The sequence below is a fragment of the Pseudoxanthomonas mexicana genome, from assembly GCF_014397415.1.
Lineage (GTDB): Bacteria > Pseudomonadota > Gammaproteobacteria > Xanthomonadales > Xanthomonadaceae > Pseudoxanthomonas_A > Pseudoxanthomonas_A mexicana.
Genome location: NZ_CP060731.1, coordinates 2,239,636 through 2,262,148 on the forward strand (window position 1 = coordinate 2,239,636; position 22,513 = coordinate 2,262,148).

A 22,513-nucleotide genomic window follows, 5' to 3' on the forward strand; every position below is an offset into this window, starting at 1 on the left:
AAAAATCGACGACGTCACCCCGGCGAAAGCCGCGGCCCAGCGTCTTACGCTTCAACCGCAGGACAAGGCACTGGGTCCCGGCTTTCGCCGGGATGACGAAGCCATGATCGAAACGCGCGCTCTTCCGTCGGACACCGACCTGCTGGACCTGCATCGCCTCGATCCGCAGCGCTATCCGGTGCTGCTGGAATCGGTCGCGTCGGGCACCGCCCAGGGCCGTTGGGACTTCCTGCTGGTGGCCGATGGCACAGGGCTGCGGCTGGATGCTGACGGCATCACGCGCGATCTGCAGGGCAACGCGGAGACCGGCGACTTCCTTGCCGCGCTCGATCGGCACTGGCTGGCCGAGCGCACGCCGCGCGAGGAGCCACGCTGGCCGTTCCGAGGCGGCTGGGCCTTGCTGCTGGCGTATGAGCTGGCGCAGCAGGTGGAGCCGGTGCTGCAATTGCCCCGTGGTGCCGCGGCGCACCCCGTCGCCCTCGCACTGCGCTGTCCCGCCGCCGTACTGCGCGATCGCAGCACCGGCGATTGCGTGATCGTGGCGGAAGCGGGGCAGGGCGACCTGATCGCACGCACGGTGGCCGACGTGGCAGTAGCGACGCGACAGCCGGACCTCCCCATGTGGCAGCCGCCGTCACGCATCGACGAGGACGCGCCGGAGCGCTTCACCGAAGGTGTGCAGCGCATCCTCGATTACCTCCGTGCCGGCGACATCTTCCAGGTCAATCTCTCGCGCGCCTGGCATGCGCGCTTCGAGGCGGAACTGGATCCGGCCGCGCTGTACGCCCGCCTGCGCACCGCCAATCCCGCGCCGTTCGCAGGCCTGTTCGCCACGCCGGGCTGGACGGTGGTGAGTTCATCGCCCGAGAGGCTGGTCTCGGTGCGTGGCGAGGTGGTGGAGACGCGCCCGATCGCCGGCACCCGCCCGCGCTTCGAGGGCGACGACGACGCGGCACGCATCCGCGAACTCGTCGGCCACCCGAAGGAACGCGCCGAACACGTCATGCTGATCGACCTGGAACGCAACGACCTGGGCCGCGTCTGCACCCCGGGCAGCGTGCAGGTGGACGAGCTGATGACGGTGGAGAGCTACGCGCACGTGCACCACATCGTCAGCAACGTGCGCGGTCACCTGCGTGCGGATGCGACGGCCGGCGACGTGATCCGTGCCACCTTCCCCGGGGGCACCATCACCGGCTGCCCGAAGGTGCGCTGCATGCAGATCATCGCGGAACTGGAACAGGTCCCACGCGGCGCCTACACCGGCGCGTTCGGCTGGCTCAACCGCGACGGCGATCTGGACCTGAACATCCTGATCCGCAGTGCCGAAGTCCTCGCCGAGGGAACCGGCAGCGTGGCCCGCTTCCGCACCGGGGCCGGCATCGTCGCCGATTCGGTCCCGGAAAAGGAGCTGGACGAGACCCGCGCCAAGGCCCGTGGCGTGCTGAAGGCGCTGGAAGGCTGACCCCGCGCCTACAGCCTGAGACGGCGACCGGGTATCCTGCACAGCCCGCTTCAAGCACCGAGGACTACGTGGCGTCAGCTCTCAAGCGCGGTTGCCGCTTCATCGTCATCCTGTTCGCCCTGCTGCTGGCCGTGGCGGTGGGTGCCGGCCTCTGGCTGTGGCAGGGGCATCGGGGTTTCGCGGATGCGCCTATCGGCGGCACGACGGCCGGTGCGACGGTGGAAGTGGCCTCGGGCGATGCCTTCCCCACGGTCCTGCGCAAGCTGCGCGAGAGTGGGGTGTCGCATGGCACCGACCTGCAGTGGCGCCTGCTGGCGCGCCAGACGAACACCGCCAGCCAGCTGAAGGTCGGCGAGTACGCCCTGGCGCCCATGCTGACCCCGCGCGAACTGCTGCAGCGCATGCGGGAGGGCCGCACGCTCCAGTACCGGTTCACGCTGGTGGAGGGCTGGAACATCCGCCAGGTCCGCGCGGCGCTGCGCAACGCCTCGCCCCTGCAGCAGAAGACCGCGCAGATGAGCGATGCCGAACTGATGGCCGCGCTGGGCCATCCCGGCCAGCATCCGGAGGGACGCTTCCTGCCCGAGACCTACGTCTATACGCGCAGCGAGTCCGACCTGGACGTGCTCAAGCGTGCCTACGCCGCCATGGAGAAGGCACTGGCCGCGGCCTGGGAAGCGCGAGCGCCCGGCATCCCGCTGCAGTCGGCGGAGGAGGCGCTGATCCTCGCCTCGATCATCGAGAAGGAAACCGGCATCGCCGAGGAACGTCCCGCCATCGCCGGCGTGTTCGCGCGCCGGCTGAAGATCGGTATGCCGCTGCAGACCGATCCCACCGTCATCTACGGCATCGGCAGCGGCTACGACGGCAACATCCGCCGCCGCGACCTGACCACCGACACGCCTTACAACACGTATACCCGCAAGGGGCTGACGCCCACGCCGATCGCCATGCCCGGCGCGGATGCGCTGCGGGCGGCAGTGAATCCGGCCGACGGCGATGCGCTGTATTTCGTCGCCGTCGGCGACGGCAGCGGCCGGCACATCTTTTCGGCCACGCTCGCCGAGCACAACGCCGCCGTCGCGCGCTACCTGGTCACCCGCCGCGAGACCCTGCGCAAGGCGGAAGCGCCATGAGCGAGGCCGTGCTGACCCAGCCGCGCCTGGTCACGCTGGAAGGCGGCGAGGGCGCCGGCAAGACCAGCGCCATCGCGGCCATCCGCGACCGCCTGCAGGCGGCCGGCCACGAGGTGGTGCTGACGCGCGAACCCGGCGGCACGCCGCTGGCCGAGCGCATCCGCGAGTTGCTGCTCAATCCGCAGGACGAAGCGCTGGCGCCGGAGACCGAGCTGCTGCTGATGTTCGCCTCGCGCGCGCAGCACGTGCGCGAAGTGGTGCGCCCTGCGCTGCGTCGCGGCGCGTTCGTCGTCAGCGACCGTTTCACCGATTCCAGCTATGCCTACCAGGGCGCGGGCCGCGGCCTGGACCCCGAGTGGATCGCCGCCCTCGAGCGCCGCGCCGTGGGCGTGAAGCCGGGGCTGACCCTGCTGCTCGACCTGGACGTGCGCGAAGGCCGAGCGCGCACCGCCGGCCGCGACCTGTGGCCGGACCGGATCGAGAGCGAGCAGGACGACTTCTTCGAGCGCGTGCGCGCCGGCTTCCGCGCGCGCGCCGCTGCCGAGCCGCAACGCTTCCGCGTGATCGATGCGGCGCAGCCGCCGGCAGGCGTCGCGGCCGCGGTGGAAGCGGCCATCACCGCCTATCTGCGTACGCTGACGGACAGCGACCTGGCATGAGCACGGCGTTCTCCCCCTGGCAGCAGCGTGCGTACGATCATGCGGTCGCGGCGCTGGAGGCCGGCCGCCTCGGCCACGGCCTGCTGGTCTGTGGCCCTGCGGGGTTGGGCAAGCGCGCGGTGGTGGACCGCCTGGCGCGCCGCGTGCTGGCGCAGCAGCGCGATGCACGGGGCGAACCCGCGCCGAACGACCGCAGTGCGCACCTGATCGAGGCCGGCACCCATCCCGACCTGCAGGTGGTGTCGTTCGCGCCCACCAAGGACGGCAGCAAGCTGCGCACTGAGATCGTCATCGACCAGGTGCGCGAGGTCGCGCAGAAGCTGGCGCTGACACCGCAATACGGCCAGGCGCAGGTGGCGATCCTCGATCCCGCCGACGCCATCAACCGAGCGGCCTGCAACGCACTGCTGAAGACGCTCGAGGAGCCTGCCCCGGGCCGCTACCTGTGGCTGGTCAGCGCGCAACCCGCACGCCTGCCGGCGACGATCCGCAGCCGCTGCCAGCGCATCGAGTTCCGCCTGCCCCCGCACGATGAGGCCCTCGCCTGGCTGCGGGCGCAGGGCCATGCCGAAGCCGACGCCCAGCGCGCCCTGGACGCCGCGCGCGGCCATCCCGGCCTGGCGGACGACTGGCTGCGCCACGATGGCCTGGCCCTGCGCGAAGCCGTCGCGCGGGACCTCAAGCGGCTGGAGCAGGGCGAGATCGGCGTGGTGGAGACCGCGCAGCGCTGGGCCAACGATGAACTGGCCGATGCGCGCCTGCGCCATGCCGCCGATCTCGCGCTGGAGCAGGCGGGCCGCATCGGCTTGACCGATCCGGCGCGATTGAACAAGCTGGCCACCTGGTTCGACGCCGCCAATCGCACCCGCGACCTGTTGCGGACCACGGTGCGCGCCGACCTGGCCATGGTGGAACTGCTGCTGGCGTGGGCCGGCAGCGACCGCGGGCGCGCCGTCGGCGCGCGGCGCGGCTGACCGACACGCACGGAGACGGGGAATGAATGCAGCAGGTGGACGGCAGGGCATCCTGTCACTGGCAGTGAAGGACAAGGCCGCGCTGTACAACGCCTACATGCCGTTCGTGAAGGGCGGCGGCATCTTCGTGCCCACGCCCAAGCGCTACTTCCTCGGCGACGAGGTCTTCCTGCTGCTCACGCTGCCCGAGTCCAGCGACCGCCTGCCGGTGGCCGGCAAGGTGGTCTGGGTGACGCCTGCGGGTGCCCAGGGCAACCGCGCGGCCGGCATCGGCGTGCAGTTCGCCGAGACCAGCGAAGGCGAAGCGATCAAGAACCGCATCGAGACCCTGCTGGCCGGCAGCCTCAGCGGCGAGAAGCCCACGCACACCATGTGAGGCGCGTCCGCGTCGCGCGCGGACACCCGCTTTCACGCAGGCTTTCGTCCTGGCTGGCCAGCATGCAGGCCTCGTTCCCCGTGGCAGGCATTCCATGGCGCGCCCCATCTGGACCGGTACCCTGTCGTTCGGTCTGCTCAACATCCCCGTGTCGCTGATGTCCGGCGAGCGCAAGGTCGACATCAGCTTCCGCATGCTGGACTCGCGGGACAGGAAGCCCATCCGCTTCGAACGCGTGAACGCCGAGACCGGCGAGGAAGTCCCTTGGAAGGACATCGTCAAGGCGTTCGAGTACGACAAGGGCAGTTACGTGGTGGTGGAGAAAGACGACATTGCGTCGGCCGCCCCGCAGACGCACGAGTCGGTGGAGGTGGAGGCCTTCGTCGACCGCGACGACATCGGCATCCGCTTCTACGAAAAGCCCTACATCCTGGTGCCCGGCAAGAAGGCCGAGAAGGGCTATGTGCTGCTGCGCGACACCCTGGCCAGCACCGGCAAGGTGGGCGTGGCGCGGGTAGTGATCCGCACCCGCGAATACCTGTGCGCGGTGGTCCCAGAGGGTGATGCACTGGTCCTGATGATGCTGCGCTATCCGCAGGAACTGGTGGAACCGGACGAATACAAGTTGCCCGCCGGCAAGGCGTCGGACTACCGCATCAACGCCAAGGAGCGCGAGATGGCCGAGAGCCTGATCGGCTCGATGTCGGCCAAGTGGGCGCCGGACGACTATCACGACGAGTTCCGCCAGCGGCTGGAAGCCATCATCAAGAAACGCATCAAGGCCCGCGGCGCCACCACGAAGATCACGGACGACGACGCGCCCGAGCGCGAGGACGCCGCCACCAACGTGGTCGATTTCATGGCGCTGCTGCAGAAGAGCCTGGACACCAAGAAGCGCACGCCGGCGAAGACGCCTGCGAAGAAGACGCCCGCGAAGAAGGCGCCGCGCAAGGCGGCCAAGGCCGCGAAGAAGGCCCCCGCGAAGAAGGCGGCGCGCAAGGCCGCGTCGCGCTGAGGCATGGCGGGCGGGCGCCGCGTCGTGCCGGTGGAAGGCGTCGGCACCGGCGCCAGCGGACGCGCCTTCCTGTACGTGCTGCCCTGCGCCTACGAAGACCACGCCAAGCTGGGCATCGCCACCGATCCGCTGCGGCGCATGCAGGCGTTCTCGCCGCGCTACTACGCGTTCTTCGACCTCGACCGCGGCTGGCTGGCCGAGGCAGCCAGCGTGCGCGAGGCCCGCAGCTGGGAGACGCGTCTGAAGCGCGATCTGCGCCTGCACGCCGCGCCGCCGCCGCTCATCGTGCCCGCGCGTGCGGCGGGCCGGACCGAATGGTTCCGGGGCGCGGAAACCGCCTTGCGCGCCGCACGCACTGCCCTCGAGGACGCGGGTTTCGCCGTCCATCCGCTGCGGGGCTGGGTGGCGGAGCGGCTGGCCGCGCAAAGCGAGCACTTGGGCGCGGGCGAGCAGGCCGCCATCGCCCGCTACGGTCCCGTGGACGGCTGGCCGCTCGCACGGTCGGGGACGCCCTGGGCCGTGCTGCGCGACGCGCTCGATGCCTACCGGGTGCTCGACGTGCCGCTGGACGATGCCGTTTCGCCGGCCCTGCGTGCGTGGCATGCACGCAACAGCTTGTCGCCCGGCTGACCCCGCGCGCGGCCCAGCCGCTACTTGCACGCGCTGTTGACGGCCGTGACGTCATAACGGGGGGTGAGGAGCCTCCATGAGCCTGCAGGAATACCGACGCAAGCGCCGTTTCGACCGCACCCCAGAGCCGGACGCGGACGTACCGCGCGGGCGCGGCAAGCGCCCCATCTTCGTCGTACAGCTGCACCACGCCAGCCGGCGCCATTACGACTTCCGCCTGCAGGTGGGCGACACGCTCAAGAGCTGGGCGGTGCCGAAGGGCCCCAGCTTCGATCCCGACGTGAAACGTCTGGCCGCCGAAGTCGAGGACCACCCCATCGACTACGCCCAGTTTGAAGGCGAGATACCGAAAGGGCAGTACGGCGGCGGTCACGTCGCGACCTTCGACCGCGGCCTGTGGAGCACCGATGGCGATGCCGAGGCGCAGCTGGCGAAGGGGCACCTGCGCTTCCGCATGTTCGGCGACAAGCTCAAGGGCGGCTGGCACCTGGTGCGCACGCATGCGCCAGCGCGCCAGCCGCAGTGGTTGCTGTTCAAGGAGCGCGACGCTTTCGCCGGCCCGCGCGAGGCCGACGATCTGCTCGAAGACGTCACCCCGCCACCGGGCATGCGTCCCGCTCGGCGCAGGCGCGCAGCGGCGAAAGCCGGTGCACGTGCAGCATCCCGCGCCAAGCAGACCGCCGCGCCCCGTGAGCGCTGGGCGCATCGCGCCGCCCGGCTCGATGGCGCGCGCGCCACGTCGAAGCAGCCGGGATTCCGCGCCCCGCAACTGGCGAAGCTCCAGCAGGAGGTGCCTGCCGGCGACGACTGGCTGCACGAAGCGAAATGGGACGGCTACCGCCTGATCGCCGAAATCCGGCGCGGCCGCGTGCGCCTGTGGTCGCGCAACGAACGCGAATGGACCAGCCAGGCGCCGGAGATCGTCAGTGCGCTCGAAGCGCTCGATCTGGACGAGGCGGTGCTCGACGGCGAACTGGTCGCCGGCGCGGGACGGCAGGAGGACTTCGGCCTGTTGCAGGCCACGCTGGCGGGCGAGAAGAACGCCACGCTGTCCTATGTTCTGTTCGACATCCTGCAGGTCGATGGCGTGGATCTGTCTGGCAGCCCGCAGTACCAGCGCAAGGCGCTGCTGGCGGAAATCCTGAAGTCGCCGCCGGACCGCCTGGTCTACAGCTCGCACATCGTCGGCCGTGGCGAGGAGGCATTGAAGATGGCGATCGAGAGGGGGCTGGAGGGCATCATCTCCAAGCGCGCCGACGCGCCCTATCATGCCGGCCGCGGCGATGCCTGGCGGAAGATCAAGCAACGCGATGCCGACGAGTTCGCCGTGGTGGGCTTCACCGCGCCGAAGGGTCGGCGCGCCGGGCTCGGTGCACTGCTGCTGGCCGCACCCGACGGCGCCCGCGGCTGGCGTTATGCCGGGCGCGTCGGCACGGGCATGAGCGATGCGCTGCTCGATTCCTTGGCCAAGCAGCTGGCCAAGGGCGCGCGCGCTACGCCCACCGCCCAGGTGGACGTGGACGATCCCGAACTGCGCCGCGCGCGCTGGGTCGTGCCGCGCCTGGTCGCCGAGGTGTTCCATCACGGCCGCGGCAATCAGGGTCTGCTGCGCCAGCCCGCGCTGAAGACCCTCCGCCATGACAAGCGGCCGGCGGACCTGCGTGAAGCACGTCCCTCTGCCGGAGATACCGCCATGCCTGCCACGCGCACGCACGCCCCCAACGCCACGATCGAACTGACCCATCCCGGGCGCGTGGTCTTTCCGGATAGCGGCATCACCAAGCAGCAGGTGTTCGACTACTACCGTGCGATGGCACGCTGGCTGCTGCCCGAGTTGGACGGGCGCCCGCTCTCGGTGGTGCGATGTCCGCAGGGCGCAGGGCGGCCGTGCTTCTTCCAGAAGCATCACACGGCCGGCATGGATCGGGTGGAGGCGGTGCCGCTGGAAGAGGAGGGCGGCACGCGTGCGGATTACCTGGTGGTGCGCGATGAGGCCGGTCTGCTCGAACTGGTGCAGTTCAACGCGCTGGAATTCCATCCCTGGGGTGCGCGGGCCGACGCCCCGGACCTGGCGGACCGCATCGTCTTCGATCTCGACCCGGGCCCCGAGGTGGCGTGGCCGCGCGTGGTGGAGGCCGCGCGCCTGGTGCGCAAACGCCTGCGTGCGCTGGGACTCACGTCGTTCGTCCGCACCTCGGGCGGCAAGGGCCTGCACTTGGTGGTACCGCTGAAGCCCCCGTGCCCGTGGCTGCAGGTGAAGGCGTTCGCACACGCCTTCGCCGACGCGATGGCCGCCTCCGATCCGCTGGCCTATGTGGCCACCGCGACCAAGAAGTTCCGCAAGGGCAGGATCTTCATCGACTACCTGCGCAATGGGCGCGGTGCCACCAGCGTGGCGTCCTTTTCGCTGCGGGCGCGCGAAGGCGCACCGGTCGCCATGCCGTTGCGCTGGGAAGAACTGGGGCGCATCAAGGGTGGCGATGCCTATACGTTGACCAGCACGCCGCGCCGCATGGGCCGGCTGCGGGCGCATCCGTGGGGCGACTATGGCCGGCGCAGGCAGGACCTGGCATCGGTCAGCGAGGCGCTCTCCGCACTGGAGGAGCAACCCGTGCCAGAAAAGCGGCGTCGCAAGCACTCATGATCCGCGGCGCGTGCGCTTGAGGAAGCGGGTCGCCGCCTGTTCCCATTGCCGGGGGCCACGCGCATTCGCCGCCACGCGCTGCAAGCGGCCGTCTTCCCAGCCTTCGAACACGCGCGGGTCCACGTAGCAGCGCTCGCAGATGCGCGGGGTGTTGCCGAGGATGGCGGCGGTGTCGCGCAGGACCTGCATGCGGACCTGCCGACGGGCCGCTTCCGCCTCGGGCACCTCCATCGTCGCCAGTGTGCGGAAGGCGAACAGCGTGGCACCCCAGGTACGGAAATCCTTCGCGGTGAACGGGCCGCCCAACACCTCCTGCAGGTAGGCGTTGACGTCACCGGAGCCGATGCGTTGCACGGTGTCGCCATCGCGGTACTGGAACAGCGCCTGGCCGGGCAGTTGCCGGCAGCGGCGCACCAGCCGCACCAGGCGTGCATCGTCGACGCGCGCTTCCAGCGTCTTGCCGCCCTTGCCGCGGAAGGCGAAGCGCACTTCGCTGCCTGCGATGAAGCGCGCATGCACGTTGCGCAGCGTGGTGATGCCGTAGGAGCCGTTGGCCTTCTGGTAGCTGGCGTTACCCACGCGCAGCAGGGTCTGTCCCAGCAGGGCCACCACCAGCGCCACGACCTTGCCGCGCGGAAACCCTGGCAGTGCCAGGTCGGCGCGGACGCGTCGGCGCAGGCGGGGCAGGGCGTCGGCGAAGGCGAGCAGGCGGTCGTACTTGCGTGCGCCGCGTTCGGCATGCCAGTCGCGATGGTAGCGGTACTGCTTGCGGCCGCGCGCGTCGCGGCCGGTGGCCTGCAGGTGTCCGTTGGCCTGCGCGCAGATCCACACGTCGGTATAGGCCGGCGGAATGGCCAGGCGACGGATGCGCGCCAGCGTGGCCGGCGCGCGCACGGGGCGCCCACGCGCGTCCAGGTACACGAAACCGCGCCCGCGTCGCTGCCGTCGCAGGCCGGGCATCGCATCCGAGGTATGCAGCAGCCCGGCCATCGCGCCTCAGAAGTCGTCCACGAATTCCAGTACCAGGCCGTACTGGCCTGCGATGTCGGCGGCGGCCTCGCGGACCCGGTCCGCGTGCGGCGACAGCACTTCGATCTCCAGGGCGCGCACGTCGCCGCCGCGGTCGTCCATCAGGCCGGCGGAACTGGAATCCTCATCGTCCATGTGCGGCATGAGGTCGGCCAGTTCCTCGGCCCGCTCCACGCCCTCCATGCCGTGCAGGTCGGCCAGCAGGGCATCGAATCCGGTACGCGGACCGGTGGCCCGCAGTCTGATCATGGTCATGGTGTTCCTCTGCGCGTGGCGCGTATGTGTCCGCCCCGAACTTAGGCGTGGCCGGGTCACGCTTTCGTGAAGCCGATGCCGCCGCGTCCGATGGTGTTCAGGCACGGCATGGCGTCCGACATCGTCGCGCATCGCGCTACCATCCGAACCGGCTACTGCTTCTTGTGGGGAACAAGGATGAAGGGGATGCACGGAATCGCACGATGGCAGCTGAGTGTCCTGCTGTGCCTGATGTTGCTGTGCGTGTCGTTGCGGGCACACACGCAGGCGCTGGTCGGCCTGCGTGTACTGCCGCATGCGGGCGCCGACACATCGTTCTCGGGGTGGCGGCATGAAGGGCCGGTGCCACCGCTGATGACGGTCCCGCTGGAGCTGGGCGACGAGGTGTATGGCGCCACCCTGCAATTGCAGCCCGCGCAGCCGGGTGAAACCTGGCGCGTGCGCGTGCAGTACGAAACCAGCCTGGGCCTGAGCGCGGAAGGGCCGCACCTGGACCTGACCGGCTGGAAGCACTGCGTCTCCGGCTGGGAAGCGGCGGAGGCGGTGGATGCGGTCTCGTTCGTCCTGCCGACGCCGTCGGCCGAGCAGCGCGCATGCTTTCCGCCCTACACCCAGGCGGAGCTGGAGCAGGCGGTACGCGCGCACGCCACCGCTCAGGGCGACCCGTCGCAGGCAGATGACTGGATTCCACGCATCGGCCAGGGCGATGCGCTGGGCACGGTGCTCCCGTTCGTGGCGATCAGCACGGTGCGGGTGCGGGTGGAGGTGCTGCGGAAGGGCAGATGGGTGGTGGTATCGACGGTATCGTTCCTGCCGCCGATGGGGTGTTGAGACACGTTCGCGCGCTCGACGCCGCCTGCGCCCGCTTCCACAAGAAAAGAACACGCCGCATAGGGCCGTCACGCGATCTCGGCTTTCGTGTCGCAATCTCCTGCACGCACGCAAGGATTGTGAGGCGCAGCCTGGCGCGACTGCGAACGGGTTCAACAAAACGATGGATTCTTCCGAACAAGCGCCGCGAGGCTCGCCGCTGCGATCTTCACGGCGTGTCTACGTACTCCAACCTAAGCTGAAGTGGACTTGCGGCTACCGCTGAAAAGGCCGCTATATTCCGGGGCCCCAAGACGAAGGAGGATTGGAATGTTTACGACCAACAAGAAGAAACACCTGGCGATGGCGCGTGTGCTCGGCGTGGCGATCGTCGCGGGCGTGGGCCTTGCCGGCTGCGCCACCTACGACGACGAGTTCGCCACCATCAACTCGCGCCTCGACCAGCTCGACACCAAGGTGCAGGGCGCTGCGCAGAGTGCCGAATCCGCCAACCAGTCCGCGCAGCAGGCCAACCAGCGTCTGGACCAGATGGAAAGCCGCGTCCGGCAGCTCGAGGAAGCACCGCGCCGCGTGCCGCGCGGTTGATCGGTCTCGCCACGTTGTGACGAACGGTTTCAACCCGGGATCCGGTGACCTCTTGTGGTCACCGGTTTCTCTGCTTTGCCCACTTTTCGTTTCGAGGAACCGTCCCATCCGCATGTTCATGCACTCTGCGATCCGGAGCGCCTGTGGCGCACTGCTGCTGGCGCTGGCTTTCGCGAGCAGCGATGTGGTGCGCGCCGAAGAGAGCACCGCATCCTCCGTCGCGTCAGTCGACCTGCTTCCGCCCGAACAGGACGTGTCCGAGACGGTGATCGAGCTCGCCGGTTGGGTGGTCGCCGCCAAGGACAGCGAAGGTTTCCCGTTCGCGGTCATCGACAAGGCCGCTGCGCAGATCCTGGTGTTCGGCGGCGATGGACGCCTCCGCGGTGCGGCGCCCGGTCTCTTCGGCTCGGCGATCGGCGATCACACGGCCCCGGGCATCAGCGGCCTCGCGCTTCGCGAGATTCCGGGCCGGGATCGGACGACGCCTGCCGGTCGCTTCGTGGGCGGTTATGGCCCGTCGATCGATGCGGGTCGCGTGCTGTGGGTGGATTACGATTCCGCAGTCTCCATCCACCCGACGGCGACCGGCGTCCCGGCCGAGAGGCGCGTCGAGCGTCTGGCCTCGCCTTCGCCGGACGACAACCGCGTCACCCACGGCTGCATCAACGTCGCCCCCGAGTTCTACGAGCAGGTCATCCGCCCGACGTTCGAGCGGGGCGGGGTGTTCTACATCCTGCCGGACAAGGACTCATTGGCGGACACCTTCCCGGAGTTCGTGCGCAGTCGCGCCACCGCGCAGAGCAGCAAGGGAAGACGCGCACGGTCCGCGCGCCGCTGAAGAGCGCGTCGGCGTAACGCCTTTGGCGGTAAATTCACCTGATCCGGCCGTCGGGGCGCACAATGCGCTCCCTCATTCGACCTGGATCACACATGGATACCGAAGCCATCCTCAGCGCCGCCCTGCGGGAAGCGGGTTACGGGCCTGACGCCATCGGCTCGGCCTTGCCGAGGATCCTGCGCATCCTGGAAGCTGAGGACGTACGCATCGAAATCGGGCGCCCGCTGTCGCGCAAGGAACGGGAGTACGTGCGCCTGCAGCTCGAACTCGGGCTCGGGGTGTCCGAGATCGTGGCCGCCATGAAGAAATGAGCGGCGGCGCGACCTGCGGACGGGGAGCCTTATGAAGCCTGTCGCCGATCCGCGCCGGTGGCATCCCGCTGCCGCAGGTAAGGCAGGGCGAACAGGTACAGGCCGGTGAACAGCTGCAGGAACAGCGGTGGCAGCGGCGCGTACGTTACCCACGCCGGCGGCTCGTCGTGTGCGGCCGCGCGCCAGGCGAAGTTCAGCGCGACCGTCAGCGTGAACACGATCGAGAGCCCGCGGTGGCTCTGCCGGGAGAAGCGCGCGAGGCTCATGCCGTCTCCTTGCGCTGGCGTTCGATCATCTTCCAGCCGTTGCCGGACGGGTCACGGAAGCCGGCGTCGACCTGGCCATAGCGGCTGATGGGTTCCTGGACGAATTCCACGCCCTTCGCGCTCAGCGACTCGTACGCCGCACGACAGTCCTTCACCTGCAGCACCAGGGGTGGCATGGCGCCCTTCGCCACCAGTCCGTGCAAGGCATCGGCGGTGGCGGCGTCGTGCACCGGCGGGCCGGGCCGGAACAGGCCCAGCTGCAGGGTCGGTTGTTCCGGATGCTGCACCGTCAGCCAGCGATAGTCGCCGTTGCGCACGTCCGCATGGACGCGGAAGCCCAGCCTGTCCACGTAGAACGCCAGCGCCTCGTCCTGGTCGCGCACATAGATGCCTATTACCTCGATGCCTTCGCTCATGGAGCCTCCTCGGTCGGGGCAGCCACCTTAGTCGCGCCCGCCCGCCGACGCTTCTCCAGAACTGCGCTCTTCAGGTCCGGACGTTCCACCGCGCGCACCACGCACTCGGGCATGCCTCCGCGGGTGTCCAGGGCGTTGCGCGCACGCAGGCGGCATTCGCCCGGGCTTTCGCCGGTGATGTCGAGGAAGATGCGGCCGAAGGTGCCGATGCTGCGCCAGCCGGTCTGCAGCGCGATGTCGATGACGGGCGCATCGGTGTCGCGCAGCAGGGCGGTGGCGCGCTCGATGCGTCGCGTCAGCAGGTAGCGGTGCGGTGGCAGTCCGAAGGCCTGCTTGAAGCCGCGGGCGAAATGCGCCGGCGAAACCGCGCTGAGCTCGGCCAGCCGCGGAATGGGCCAGTCCTGGTCGGGAGCGGCATCCATGCGGTCCTTCGCGCGCAGCAGCCGGCGCAGCAGGTCAGGGCGGGGTTTCACCGTGGAGGACGCTTCGCGGGTACGGGCGGCCATTGTGCCGCGTCCGCCCCGCCGACCCAGGATGGCGATAATGGCCGGGCCCGCCGGCCCGGCATCGATGAGGTATTCGGCATGATCCTTCGCACGAGGTTTCTCCTGGTGTGGCTGCTGGCCGTCGTGATGCCGGCGGCGTGGGCGGCGCCGCCCGTGCCTGCCGTCTCGGACGGTGCGGGCGTGCAGGGCCCGCTGGCGCACCTGCCAGCGCTGAAGGGCGACTATTTCCCGCTGACGGACCGCGGTTCTGGGCGCGTGCACCACATCTTCGTGCGCTACCCCGAGGGCTACGACGCCGCCGCGCCGACGCGCTACCCGGTGGTGTACGTCCTGGACGGGGACAGCCTGTTCCCGCTGCTGGCGCCGACGCACCTGTTCCTGCATTACGACGAGCAGTTGCCCGAAGCGATCATCGTCGGCATCGCCTACGGCGGCTTCGACCCGGCCGTCAACCGGCGCAATACCGACTTCACTGCGCCCGGGCCGGACGCCACTCCGGAGCAGGGTGGAGCGCCGGGCTTCCTGGCCTTCCTGCGCGACCGGCTGGTGCCCGAAGTGGAGCGCCGCTACGCCGCCGAACCCGCACGGCGCATCCTGCTGGGGCAGTCGCGTGGCGGTTACTTCGTGCTGTGGTCGGCGCGCGAGGCGCCGGACCTGTTCTGGGGACGCATCGCCAGCAATCCGGCGCAGGGCCCGGCGCGGGAGCAGCTGTTCGCGCCGGCCTCGGCCCATGCCCGCCAGGACCTGCGGGTGGCGGTGGTCAGCGGCACCCGCGATACCGCCGCGCGCCGGCGGATCGCACGCGAGTGGGCCAGTGCCTGGTCCGCGCAGCCGCCGGCGCCCTGGCAGGTGGCGCTGATCGAGATCGAAGGCGGCACGCACGCCGCCACCATCGGCGAGGCCTACCGGCGTGCGATGCGCTGGCTGTTCGAACTGGCTGGCGTGACGCCGCGCGGAAAGCCGGGACCGTAACCGCGTTCACGGTTTGGCGCCGATCGTCGGACGGTCGGGCCTCGTGTAACACAACCGGCATGCACGGCCCTTACCCTGCGCGCATGGACACGTTGGCCGACATCCGGGCCGTACTGGCCGCCGCCGGGGAGCGCATCGAACGCGGAGCGCTGCGCGAGGAGCCGCGTGTGTTCATGGACCGGCTGTGGCGGCAGGTGTACGACACCGCTCCCGACGACCTGCAGCCCTATGTGTGGGCGCGGCTGGCGGATTTCTCCGCGCAGCTGGGGCTGGTGGGCGAGCTGTCCGCGCATCGCAGCCCGGTACGCGCGCCGCCCGAGGTGTTCGCGCGGCGCTGACCTGTACTACGGTGTCGGCGGGTCCCACAGGCGCTCGTCCACCGGGGCTTCCGACAAGCCCCGCAGCAGCGTCATCACCATCTCGTTCTCGCTGACGCCGTTCTGCCGGGCCAGTTGCTTGAACACGTCCTCGCTCATGGTGGTCAGCGGGATGAGGTTGAAACGCCAGCCGCCCGGTTCGCGCTCGAACTCGAAATCGACCGGCAGCTCGGTGGCGCCGATCTTCAGCCGCGCCGCCGCGCGGTCGCCGTCCACCTGCACGGTGCCCAGCTCGCTGCGCTCCACGCCTTCGCGGCCGATCCAGCCACGATCCACCGCATGGGTGAACACCCGGCGTCCGTCCATCGCGCGCAGATCGGCGGCAGGTACGCGGGCACGGATGATCAGCACCTGCAGGCGCTCGGTCATGGGCAACGCTTCCAGCGCGGCACGCGGCGCAGAGAGGGCCAGTTCGCGGTAGCGCGCGTACTCGCGCAGCGTACCGGTGGTGACGTTGTCGGCGGCGCGCTCGCCCTGCTGCGCCAGCACGGCCGCCTTGTACGCCGCGAAGGTGGCGCGCACGGCGGCTTCGTCGCCGGCCGCGCGCGCATCGAAAAGCGGAATGAGCAGCAGGCTCAGGATCAGCCAGCGGAGCATGGGTACATCCGGAACAAAGGGGGGCCATGGTAGGCGATGGGCGCCCGCAAGACTCACATTGGCCTCATCCGCACGGTCTCCGCGTTCTTTCACGGCATGGAAGCACGTACCATGCACGGTGCATGAAAACCGAAATCCGACCCGCGCGGCTGTCCGAAGCCGCTGAACTGTCCGCGATGATGCGGCGAACCTTCCTGGCCGCCAACGGCCATTGCAGCACACCCGAGAACGTCGCGGCGTTCGTTGCGCAGGCCTATACGCCCGAGCGACAGGCGCAGGAGATCCGCGACCCGGACACGCTCACGTTGATCGTGGAGCAGGACGGTGTGTGGGCGGGCTTCGCGCAACTGCGCTGGGGCACGCTGCCGCCGACCGACGTGGGCCTGCAACCCACGGTGGAACTGGCGCGCATCTATCTGGACGAAGCCTTCCATGGTCGTGGCATCGCGGCGGTGCTGGTCTCGCACCTGCTGGCCGCCGCACGCCTGCGCGGCTCGCGCTCGGTGTGGCTGACGGTGTGGCAGGAGTCGTCGCAGGCGATCCGCTTCTGGCGCAAGCACGGCTTCCAGATCGTCGGCCGGTCGATCTTCCACGTGGGCGACGACCCGAAGGAAGACTGGGTGATGGCGCAGGTGCTGCCGGAGGGCTGAGCCGCCGCGCGGTGGTCGTCAGGACTCCGCGCGCCTGAGCTGCAGGGTGTAGTCGCCGGGCGGCAGGCCTTCGATGTGCAGGCGCAGGTTGACCGGGCGGATGCAGGCGGGAACGGGGCGGCCGGGTTCGGTTTCCGCAACGTGTACGTTCACCGTCGCACTGAGCGTGGTGCCCTCGCGCGCGACCTGGAGGACGTTGATCGGGTCGAGGGACTCGCGCGAGGACAACCAGATGTCCTGCTCGAAGGTCGTGCGCGAGCCTTCCACATGCGTGCGTAGGCCGGTGTCGGCCTCGCCGCCGCAGCCGCCCGCACGCTCATGGACCTCCAGCACGCCGGACAGCACGGCGGCATCCGGCGCGGCCGCGGCGGGCGCCGCCCAGAGCGCCAGGGCCAGCAGCACGTCGGCGAAGGCCATGGTGCTCGCCTCCGGTCAGACCGTGGCCGTGCGCAGCGCCGGATTGTCCCAGCCCGGGCGCGGCGCGAAACGGTCGCCGTGGCGGGCCTGCAGCGCCTTGAGCTTTTCCAGCAGCGCGTCGGGCCCCACCGCCTTCACATGCTCGATCGGGCCGCCGCGGAACGGGGCGAAGCCGGTGCCGAAGATCACGCCGGCATCGAGCAGGTCGCTGTCGGCGACCACGCCGTCGTGCAGGCAGGCGACGGCCTCGTTGAGCAGCGGCAGGATCAGGCGGTCTTCCAGGTCGTCCGGCGTCTTGTAGTCCTGCGGGACCGGCGGTTTCACGGCTTTGCCGTTCTCCCACCTGTACAGGCCCTGGCCGTCCTTCTTGCCGCGCTTGCCGGGCTCCACCGTCGCCAGCGCCGCGGGCAGTTGCAGGCCGAGGAAGGGCGACAATTCCGCGCCCACGCCCTGCGCCACGTCCAGGCCGACGGTGTCGATCAGTTCGATCGGGCCCATTGGCATGCCGAACTTCACCGCGGCCTTGTCGATGACCGGACCGGGAATGCCTTCGGCGTAGGCGGTGGCGGCTTCCAGCATGTACGGGAACAGCACGCGGTTGACCAGGAAGCCCGGCGTGCCGGCGACCGGCACCGGGAACTTGTCCAGCGCCTTGCAGAATGCGGCCAGGCGCCTGACGTTGGCTTCGTCGAGCGCGTCGTGCTGGACGATTTCCACCAGCGGCATCAGCGCCACCGGATTGAAGTAGTGCAGGCCGGCGAACTGCGCCGGACGCTGGATGTGTTCGCGCAGTTCGGTCAGCGGGATCGACGAGGTGTTGGTGGTCAGCAGCGCATCGGCCTTCAGGCGCGGCTCGACGGTCTGGTAGAGATCGCGCTTGGCCTCGGGGTTCTCGATGATCGCCTCGATCACGAGGTCGGCCTGCGGCACACCGTCGCCGGCCAGGTCGCCCTTCAGGCGCGCGGCCACGGCGGGGCGCTTGCTCTCGTCCTTCACCTTCTTGGCGAACAATTCCTGCGCACGCGAGAGCGCGCCATCGATGAAGCGCTGCTCACGGTCCTGCAGGGTGACGTTGAAGCCCTTGTAGGCGGACCACGCCGCGATGTCGCCACCCATCACGCCGGCGCCGACGACGTGCACGTTCGCGATGCCGTGGTCTTTCCCGCCAAGGCCCTTCAAGCGTTCGGTCAGGAAGAAGATGCGGATCAGGTTGCGCGCGGTCGGCGTGCCCGCCAGTTTCACCACCGCCCTGCGCTCGGCATCCAGGCGCGCCTGGATGCCCTTGCCACCGGCGGTCTTCCACACGTTGATCAGCGCGTACGGCGCCGGGTAATGCGCCTTCGGCGCCTTGCGCGCGACCTGCTTGGTCATCTGAGGCGCCAGCAGTTGGCGCGCCAGCCAGCTGTTGCTGATCCAGCCGGTGAAACGCTGCTTGAACGGGCGCTGTGGGCGCGAGCCGATCAGCGCGACCGCGGCGTCCACCAGCACCGCCGGCTCGGCAATCCTGTCGATCAGGCCCATGGCCTTGGCCGAACTCGCCGACAGCGTGCGGCCGGTGAGCATCATGTCCATCGCCTTCGGTGCGCCCACCAGGCGCGGCAGGCGGGCGCTGCCACCCCAGCCGGGGAAGATGCCCAGCTTCACTTCGGGCAGGCCGATGCGGGTGGACGGATCGCTGCTGGCCACGCGGTAGTCGCAGGCCAGCGAGATCTCGGTGCCGCCTCCCATGCAGAAGCCGTGGATCGCGGCCACGGTGGGGCAGGGCAGCTCGGCCAGTTTCTGGAACACGGCCTGGCCGCGGCGGATCGCATCGTTGACGGTGCCCTTGCGGTCGAACTCCTGGAATTCCTTCAGATCCGCGCCGGCGATGAAGCCGCTGGCCTTGGCCGAGCGCAGCACCACGCCCTTGGGCGGATCGATGGTCAGGCGTTCCAGGATGTCGGCCAGTTCGATCAGCACATCCTGCGAGAACGCATTGACGCTGGCGCCGTGGCGGTCGAAAGCCAGCACGACGATGCCGTCGGCGCGCAGCTCCGTCTGCCAGTGACTGAATCGCAGCCCATCGAAGTTCGCGGCCATGCAGGGACCATCCGTTCACGTATGGATAAGGCCGCTATCATCCCGAGGTTGTTTCATCCCCGTCAAATCCACATATCAACGAGAACGTCGCCACGGGCGTGACCGGCGGCAGGGGGATGTTCCCGCTGCTCCGGTTAAATTCTTGATAGGGCAACGGTTTGGACAAGGCGTTGAACTTTCCTCCGCTAGCGCGGTCACAGGGCACGGCCACCGCCGAGCCGACAGGAGTGCGGCCCGGCATGGCCGAAACAGATCCAACCCAGGAGCTGGACCTCGAGCTGGTCAGGCGCGTGCAACGCGGCGACAGCGCGGCCTTCGACCTGCTGGTGCGCAAGTACCAGCATCGCGTGGTGGCGCTGATCGGGCGTTACATCCATGACTGGAGCGAGTGCCAGGACGTGGCCCAGGAGACGTTCCTGCGCGCTTACCGCGCGCTGGGCAATTTCCGGGGCGATTCCCAGTTCTATACGTGGCTGCACCGTATCGCCGTGAACACCGCCAAGAACCACCTGGTCGCGCACAACCGACGTCCTCCGACGGCGGACGTGGATGCCGCCGACGCCGAGCAGTACGACATCGGCGCCCGGCTGCGCGACACCGACACCCCCGAGCGCGAACTGATGCGCCAGGAGATGGAGGCCACGGTGATGAAGGCGGTGGACGGGCTGCCGGAAGAACTGCGCACCGCGATCACCCTGCGCGAGGTGGAAGGCCTCAGCTACGAGGAGATCGCGCAGAAGATGGATTGCCCGATCGGCACGGTGCGCTCGCGCATCTTCCGGGCGCGCGAGGCCATCGACGAACAACTGCGTCCCCTGCTCGACACCGACAGTGCAACCCGGGAGCGTGCCCGCTCATGACTGCCCGCAACGAGACACCCACCATCGACAAGCTCGACATCCATCATCGCCAGCAGCTGTCCGCCCTGATGGACGGCGAGTTGCTGGCCGACGAAGCCCGCTTCCTGCTGCGCCGCCTCCAGCACGACCGCGACCTGGCCGGCTGCTGGGAGCGCTGGCAGCTGTGCGGCGACGCGCTGCGTGGCCGCGCCCAGGCGCCGGCACCGGCCGGATTCGCCGAGCGCGTGGCGCTGGCGATCGCCGGCGACGCGGCCGCATCCAATGCAGCGCAGGCCGCACCGTCGGCTCCGGCCGCGCGTCCGCGCAACCTGCTGGCCCGCTGGGGCGGGGGGGCGCTGGCGGCTTCGGTGGCGCTGGTCGCCCTGTTCATGGCCCGCCAGCAGTCCCCGCAGGACGTGCCGGTCGGCGATGGCGCCCAGGTCGCTTCCACCCAGACCACCACACCGGCGACGGCGCCGGCATCGCCGGCCGATCCCGCTCCCGATGCCGAAGCCTACGCGGCGGCGGCCGTCGCCGTGGCCGCCACGGTGCCGCGGCGCCAGGACGCCACGCGCCGCAGTGCGACGCGCAGCCAGCAGGCGGCGCGCAACGCCCAGCGCGTGGCACGTGCCGATGCGCCGGTGCGCGCGACCGGCAACGTCAGCGCACAGCGCGCGCCGCTGGACGCGATGGCGGCGCTGTCGGCCGCAACCGCGCTGCCAGCGGCCAGCGATCCGTTCTCGCATCGCGCGCAGGACGCCGTCGTCGCCTCGCGTCCCTGGCCGCGCTCCGCCCTGTCGGGCTATCCGTCGGCCACGGGTGCGCTGACCACCGGGTACAGCGCGGAGACGGCAGCGCGGACGTTCTATCCGTTCGAACCGCGTCCCCACTCCGCCCCGTCGGTGGCGGTACCCGCCGACGCGCCGCGCGAATGACCTTCCGGCACCCGGTCGCACGCCGGGTGCCCTCTGAACCCTGTTTCCCCTTTCTATCGAGGCATGCATTCGATGACTCCTCACGCCCGTAACGGCCTGCTGGCCGTGTTGATGCTGACCACGCCACTGGCCGCCTGCGCGCAGCAGGCCGAGGCGCCTGCCCCCGTGGCCGCCTCCGCGCCCGCGGTGGCGCAATCGGCCGCCCCGCAGCTGGTGACCGGTCTGCCGGACTTCACCCAACTGGTGGAACAGGTCGGGCCGGGCGTGGTGAACGTGGAGGCCACCGTCGGGTCGCGCCGCAGCGCGCAGGCCAGCGAGGAGGAAGCGGACATCCCCGAGATCTTCCGGCGCATGCTGCCGCCCGGCTTCCAGATGCCCGGCCCGGGCCAGCAGGGGCCCCAGCGACGCGGCACCTCGATGGGCTCGGGCTTCATCATCTCCGCCGATGGCTACGTGCTGACCAACCATCATGTGGTCGACGGTGCCGACGAAGTGAAGGTGACGCTGCCCGACCGCCGCGAGCTGACGGCCAAGGTGGTCGGCAGCGACCAGCAGTACGACGTGGCCCTGCTGAAGGTCGAGGCCAAGGGCCTGCCGACGGTGCGCATCGGCAATTCCGCCGCGCTCAAGCCCGGCCAGTGGGTCGTCGCCATCGGCTCGCCGCTGGGACTGGACCATTCGGTGACCGCGGGCATCGTGAGTGCCGTGGGGCGTAGTGCATCGCCCGAGCAGCGCTACGTGCCCTTCATCCAGACCGACGTGGCGATCAATCAGGGCAATTCGGGCGGTCCGCTACTCAATACGCGCGGTGAGGTGGTCGGCATCAACTCACAGATCTTCTCGGTCTCCGGCGGGTACATGGGCATCAGCTTCGCTATCCCGATCGATCTGGCGATGGGCGCGGTGGAGCAACTCAAGTCCACCGGTCGCGTGAGCCGTGGCCAGCTGGGTGTGCAGGTGGGCGCGGTCACGTCGGACGCGGTGAAGGGCTTCGGCCTTCCCGACAACCGCGGCGCGCTGGTCAACGACGTGGTCAGCGGCAGTCCGGCGGAGAAGGCCGGCATTGGCCCGGGCGATGTCATCCGGTCCGTGAACGGCCGGCCGATCAACGATTCAAGCGAACTTCCGCCCGTCATCGGCGCGATGGCGCCCGGCACCAAGGTGACCTTGGGTCTGCTGCGGGACGGGAAGTCGCGCGATGTCGCCGTCACCCTGAGCGAACTGGACGAAGGCGAGACCGCTGCGCGCGCCCTGCCGGCCGCACCCGATACCCCCGCCGCGCCCGCCGGCCGCAACGTGCTGGGCATCCAGACGCAGCCGCTGGACGCCGACAGCCGCAAGCGCCTGGGCCTGGAGTCCGGCGACGGCGTGCTGGTCAGCCGGGTGGAAAGCGCCGCCGCGCGCGAGGCCGGCCTGTCGCCCGGCATGGTCATCCTGCAGGTGGGTCGGAACAAGGTGAACAGCCCGGCGGCACTGGACCGCGAACTGGCGGCCGCCAAGCCCGGCGACACCGTCATGCTGCTGGTGCGCAGCCGCGGCGTGACCCGCTTCGTGGCGGTGACGGTCGAAAAGGACTGACCCGCCCCGACATCCGCGCATTGCCCCGCGCCAGCGGGGCAATGCCGTTGGGGCCCGGGCCCATCCCATCCACGGGTGAGACAGGCCGCGGCCCGGCCGTGCGATAATGTCGCGTTCTCCTGACGACGGCACA

At 69.8% G+C, this 22,513-nt stretch carries 26 protein-coding genes; 18 read left to right on the forward strand and 8 right to left on the reverse strand.

Translation table 11 applies throughout. The features are described from left to right. Nucleotides 1-103: 103 nt before the first annotated feature. The 8 genes from IAE60_RS10480 to ligD all read left to right on the forward strand — a co-directional run bounded on the left by IAE60_RS10480 (nt 104) and on the right by ligD (nt 8,899). Nucleotides 104-1,465, forward strand: coding sequence for an aminodeoxychorismate synthase component I (locus IAE60_RS10480; protein ID WP_187572195.1), 1,362 nt, complete (start codon nt 104-106; stop codon nt 1,463-1,465). A gap of 68 nt (nt 1,466-1,533) precedes the next feature. Beyond that, entirely contained in the window at nt 1,534-2,601 is a 1,068-nt protein-coding gene (mltG, locus tag IAE60_RS10485; RefSeq protein ID WP_187572196.1) for an endolytic transglycosylase MltG, read from the forward strand. Next, entirely contained in the window at nt 2,598-3,260 is a 663-nt protein-coding gene (tmk, locus tag IAE60_RS10490; RefSeq protein WP_162110218.1) for a dTMP kinase, read from the forward strand. The genes mltG and tmk overlap by 4 nt, the downstream gene beginning before the upstream one ends. Further along, complete coding sequence (locus IAE60_RS10495; protein WP_162110217.1) at nt 3,257-4,234, forward strand: DNA polymerase III subunit delta'; 978 nt, start codon at nt 3,257-3,259, stop codon at nt 4,232-4,234. Before tmk ends, IAE60_RS10495 begins: the two co-directional genes overlap by 4 nt. Before the next feature lie 22 nt (nt 4,235-4,256). Then, on the forward strand, nt 4,257-4,610 hold the full coding sequence (locus IAE60_RS10500; protein WP_187572197.1) for a PilZ domain-containing protein: 354 nt from the start codon (nt 4,257-4,259) through the stop codon (nt 4,608-4,610). A 94-nt stretch (nt 4,611-4,704) separates the two neighbouring features. Next, on the forward strand, nt 4,705-5,625 hold the full coding sequence (ku, locus tag IAE60_RS10505; protein ID WP_187572198.1) for a non-homologous end joining protein Ku: 921 nt from the start codon (nt 4,705-4,707) through the stop codon (nt 5,623-5,625). Between the two features lie 3 nt (nt 5,626-5,628). After that, nucleotides 5,629-6,255 (forward strand): GIY-YIG nuclease family protein, encoded by a 627-nt coding sequence (locus tag IAE60_RS10510; RefSeq protein ID WP_187572199.1) that lies wholly within the window; start codon nt 5,629-5,631, stop codon nt 6,253-6,255. A 76-nt stretch (nt 6,256-6,331) separates the two neighbouring features. Beyond that, entirely contained in the window at nt 6,332-8,899 is a 2,568-nt protein-coding gene (ligD, locus tag IAE60_RS10515) for a DNA ligase D (RefSeq protein WP_187572200.1), read from the forward strand. On the opposite strand, the gene IAE60_RS10520 is transcribed toward ligD, so the two are convergent. Both IAE60_RS10520 and IAE60_RS10525 read right to left on the reverse strand, forming a co-directional pair. Next, nucleotides 8,894-9,889 carry a DNA topoisomerase IB gene (locus IAE60_RS10520; RefSeq protein ID WP_187572201.1) on the reverse strand — a complete coding sequence of 332 codons (996 nt, stop codon included), beginning with the start codon at nt 9,887-9,889 and terminating at the stop codon, nt 8,894-8,896. The two genes, ligD and IAE60_RS10520, sit on opposite strands and share 6 nt — an antisense overlap. Nucleotides 9,890-9,895: 6 nt before the next feature. After that, entirely contained in the window at nt 9,896-10,183 is a 288-nt protein-coding gene (locus IAE60_RS10525) for a hypothetical protein (protein ID WP_185895777.1), read from the reverse strand. Between the two features lie 186 nt (nt 10,184-10,369). On the opposite strand from IAE60_RS10525, the gene IAE60_RS10530 reads away from it, so the two are divergent. From IAE60_RS10530 to IAE60_RS10545, 4 genes are all read left to right on the forward strand, one after another. Then, complete coding sequence (locus IAE60_RS10530) at nt 10,370-11,014, forward strand: hypothetical protein (protein ID WP_187572202.1); 645 nt, start codon at nt 10,370-10,372, stop codon at nt 11,012-11,014. 309 nt (nt 11,015-11,323) lie between these two features. Further along, entirely contained in the window at nt 11,324-11,599 is a 276-nt protein-coding gene (locus IAE60_RS10535; protein WP_162110210.1) for a hypothetical protein, read from the forward strand. Between the two features lie 112 nt (nt 11,600-11,711). Further along, nucleotides 11,712-12,437 carry a hypothetical protein gene (locus IAE60_RS10540; protein WP_425504471.1) on the forward strand — a complete coding sequence of 242 codons (726 nt, stop codon included), beginning with the start codon at nt 11,712-11,714 and terminating at the stop codon, nt 12,435-12,437. 92 nt (nt 12,438-12,529) lie between these two features. After that, nucleotides 12,530-12,748 (forward strand): polyprenyl synthetase, encoded by a 219-nt coding sequence (locus IAE60_RS10545; RefSeq protein ID WP_187572204.1) that lies wholly within the window; start codon nt 12,530-12,532, stop codon nt 12,746-12,748. Nucleotides 12,749-12,777: 29 nt separating this feature from the next. On the opposite strand, the gene IAE60_RS10550 is transcribed toward IAE60_RS10545, so the two are convergent. From IAE60_RS10550 to IAE60_RS10560, 3 genes are read right to left on the reverse strand one after another with little or no spacing between them, the layout of a single operon-like run. Continuing rightward, complete coding sequence (locus IAE60_RS10550; RefSeq protein WP_187572205.1) at nt 12,778-13,014, reverse strand: hypothetical protein; 237 nt, start codon at nt 13,012-13,014, stop codon at nt 12,778-12,780. Further along, complete coding sequence (locus IAE60_RS10555; RefSeq protein WP_187572206.1) at nt 13,011-13,430, reverse strand: VOC family protein; 420 nt, start codon at nt 13,428-13,430, stop codon at nt 13,011-13,013. Before IAE60_RS10555 ends, IAE60_RS10550 begins: the two co-directional genes overlap by 4 nt. Continuing rightward, nucleotides 13,427-13,903, reverse strand: a complete 477-nt coding sequence (locus IAE60_RS10560; protein ID WP_187574731.1) for a helix-turn-helix transcriptional regulator — start codon at nt 13,901-13,903, stop codon at nt 13,427-13,429. The genes IAE60_RS10555 and IAE60_RS10560 overlap by 4 nt, the downstream gene beginning before the upstream one ends. Nucleotides 13,904-14,014: 111 nt before the next feature. On the opposite strand from IAE60_RS10560, the gene IAE60_RS10565 reads away from it, so the two are divergent. Then, the gene (locus IAE60_RS10565) at nt 14,015-14,908 is read left to right on the forward strand and encodes an alpha/beta hydrolase (RefSeq protein ID WP_187572207.1); all 894 of its coding nucleotides are present in this window, start codon (nt 14,015-14,017) and stop codon (nt 14,906-14,908) included. 83 nt (nt 14,909-14,991) lie between these two features. After that, complete coding sequence (locus IAE60_RS10570; protein WP_185895784.1) at nt 14,992-15,246, forward strand: hypothetical protein; 255 nt, start codon at nt 14,992-14,994, stop codon at nt 15,244-15,246. 6 nt (nt 15,247-15,252) lie between these two features. Here IAE60_RS10570 and IAE60_RS10575 read toward each other — a convergent pair whose 3' ends face one another. Then, nucleotides 15,253-15,882: a hypothetical protein gene (locus IAE60_RS10575; RefSeq protein ID WP_187572208.1), complete on the reverse strand. Its 630-nt coding sequence runs from the start codon at nt 15,880-15,882 to the stop codon at nt 15,253-15,255. A gap of 122 nt (nt 15,883-16,004) precedes the next feature. On the opposite strand from IAE60_RS10575, the gene IAE60_RS10580 reads away from it, so the two are divergent. Next, nucleotides 16,005-16,532, forward strand: coding sequence for a GNAT family N-acetyltransferase (locus IAE60_RS10580; RefSeq protein WP_162110203.1), 528 nt, complete (start codon nt 16,005-16,007; stop codon nt 16,530-16,532). Nucleotides 16,533-16,550: 18 nt separating this feature from the next. On the opposite strand, the gene IAE60_RS10585 is transcribed toward IAE60_RS10580, so the two are convergent. Together IAE60_RS10585 and IAE60_RS10590 are read right to left on the reverse strand one after the other, a co-directional pair. Then, entirely contained in the window at nt 16,551-16,949 is a 399-nt protein-coding gene (locus IAE60_RS10585; protein WP_187572209.1) for a hypothetical protein, read from the reverse strand. Nucleotides 16,950-16,964: 15 nt separating this feature from the next. Beyond that, a complete protein-coding gene (locus IAE60_RS10590) occupies nt 16,965-19,028 on the reverse strand; it encodes a 3-hydroxyacyl-CoA dehydrogenase NAD-binding domain-containing protein (RefSeq protein ID WP_187572210.1) in 2,064 nt (687 codons plus the stop codon). A 239-nt stretch (nt 19,029-19,267) separates the two neighbouring features. Here IAE60_RS10590 and rpoE point away from each other — a divergent pair, with 239 nt between their 5' ends. From rpoE to IAE60_RS10605, 3 genes are all read left to right on the forward strand, one after another. Beyond that, nucleotides 19,268-19,888, forward strand: a complete 621-nt coding sequence (gene rpoE / locus IAE60_RS10595; protein ID WP_162110200.1) for an RNA polymerase sigma factor RpoE — start codon at nt 19,268-19,270, stop codon at nt 19,886-19,888. Then, nucleotides 19,885-20,802, forward strand: a complete 918-nt coding sequence (locus IAE60_RS10600) for a sigma-E factor negative regulatory protein (RefSeq protein ID WP_187572211.1) — start codon at nt 19,885-19,887, stop codon at nt 20,800-20,802. The genes rpoE and IAE60_RS10600 overlap by 4 nt, the downstream gene beginning before the upstream one ends. A gap of 72 nt (nt 20,803-20,874) precedes the next feature. After that, on the forward strand, nt 20,875-22,380 hold the full coding sequence (locus tag IAE60_RS10605) for a DegQ family serine endoprotease (RefSeq protein ID WP_185895790.1): 1,506 nt from the start codon (nt 20,875-20,877) through the stop codon (nt 22,378-22,380). Nucleotides 22,381-22,513 lie beyond the last annotated feature (133 nt).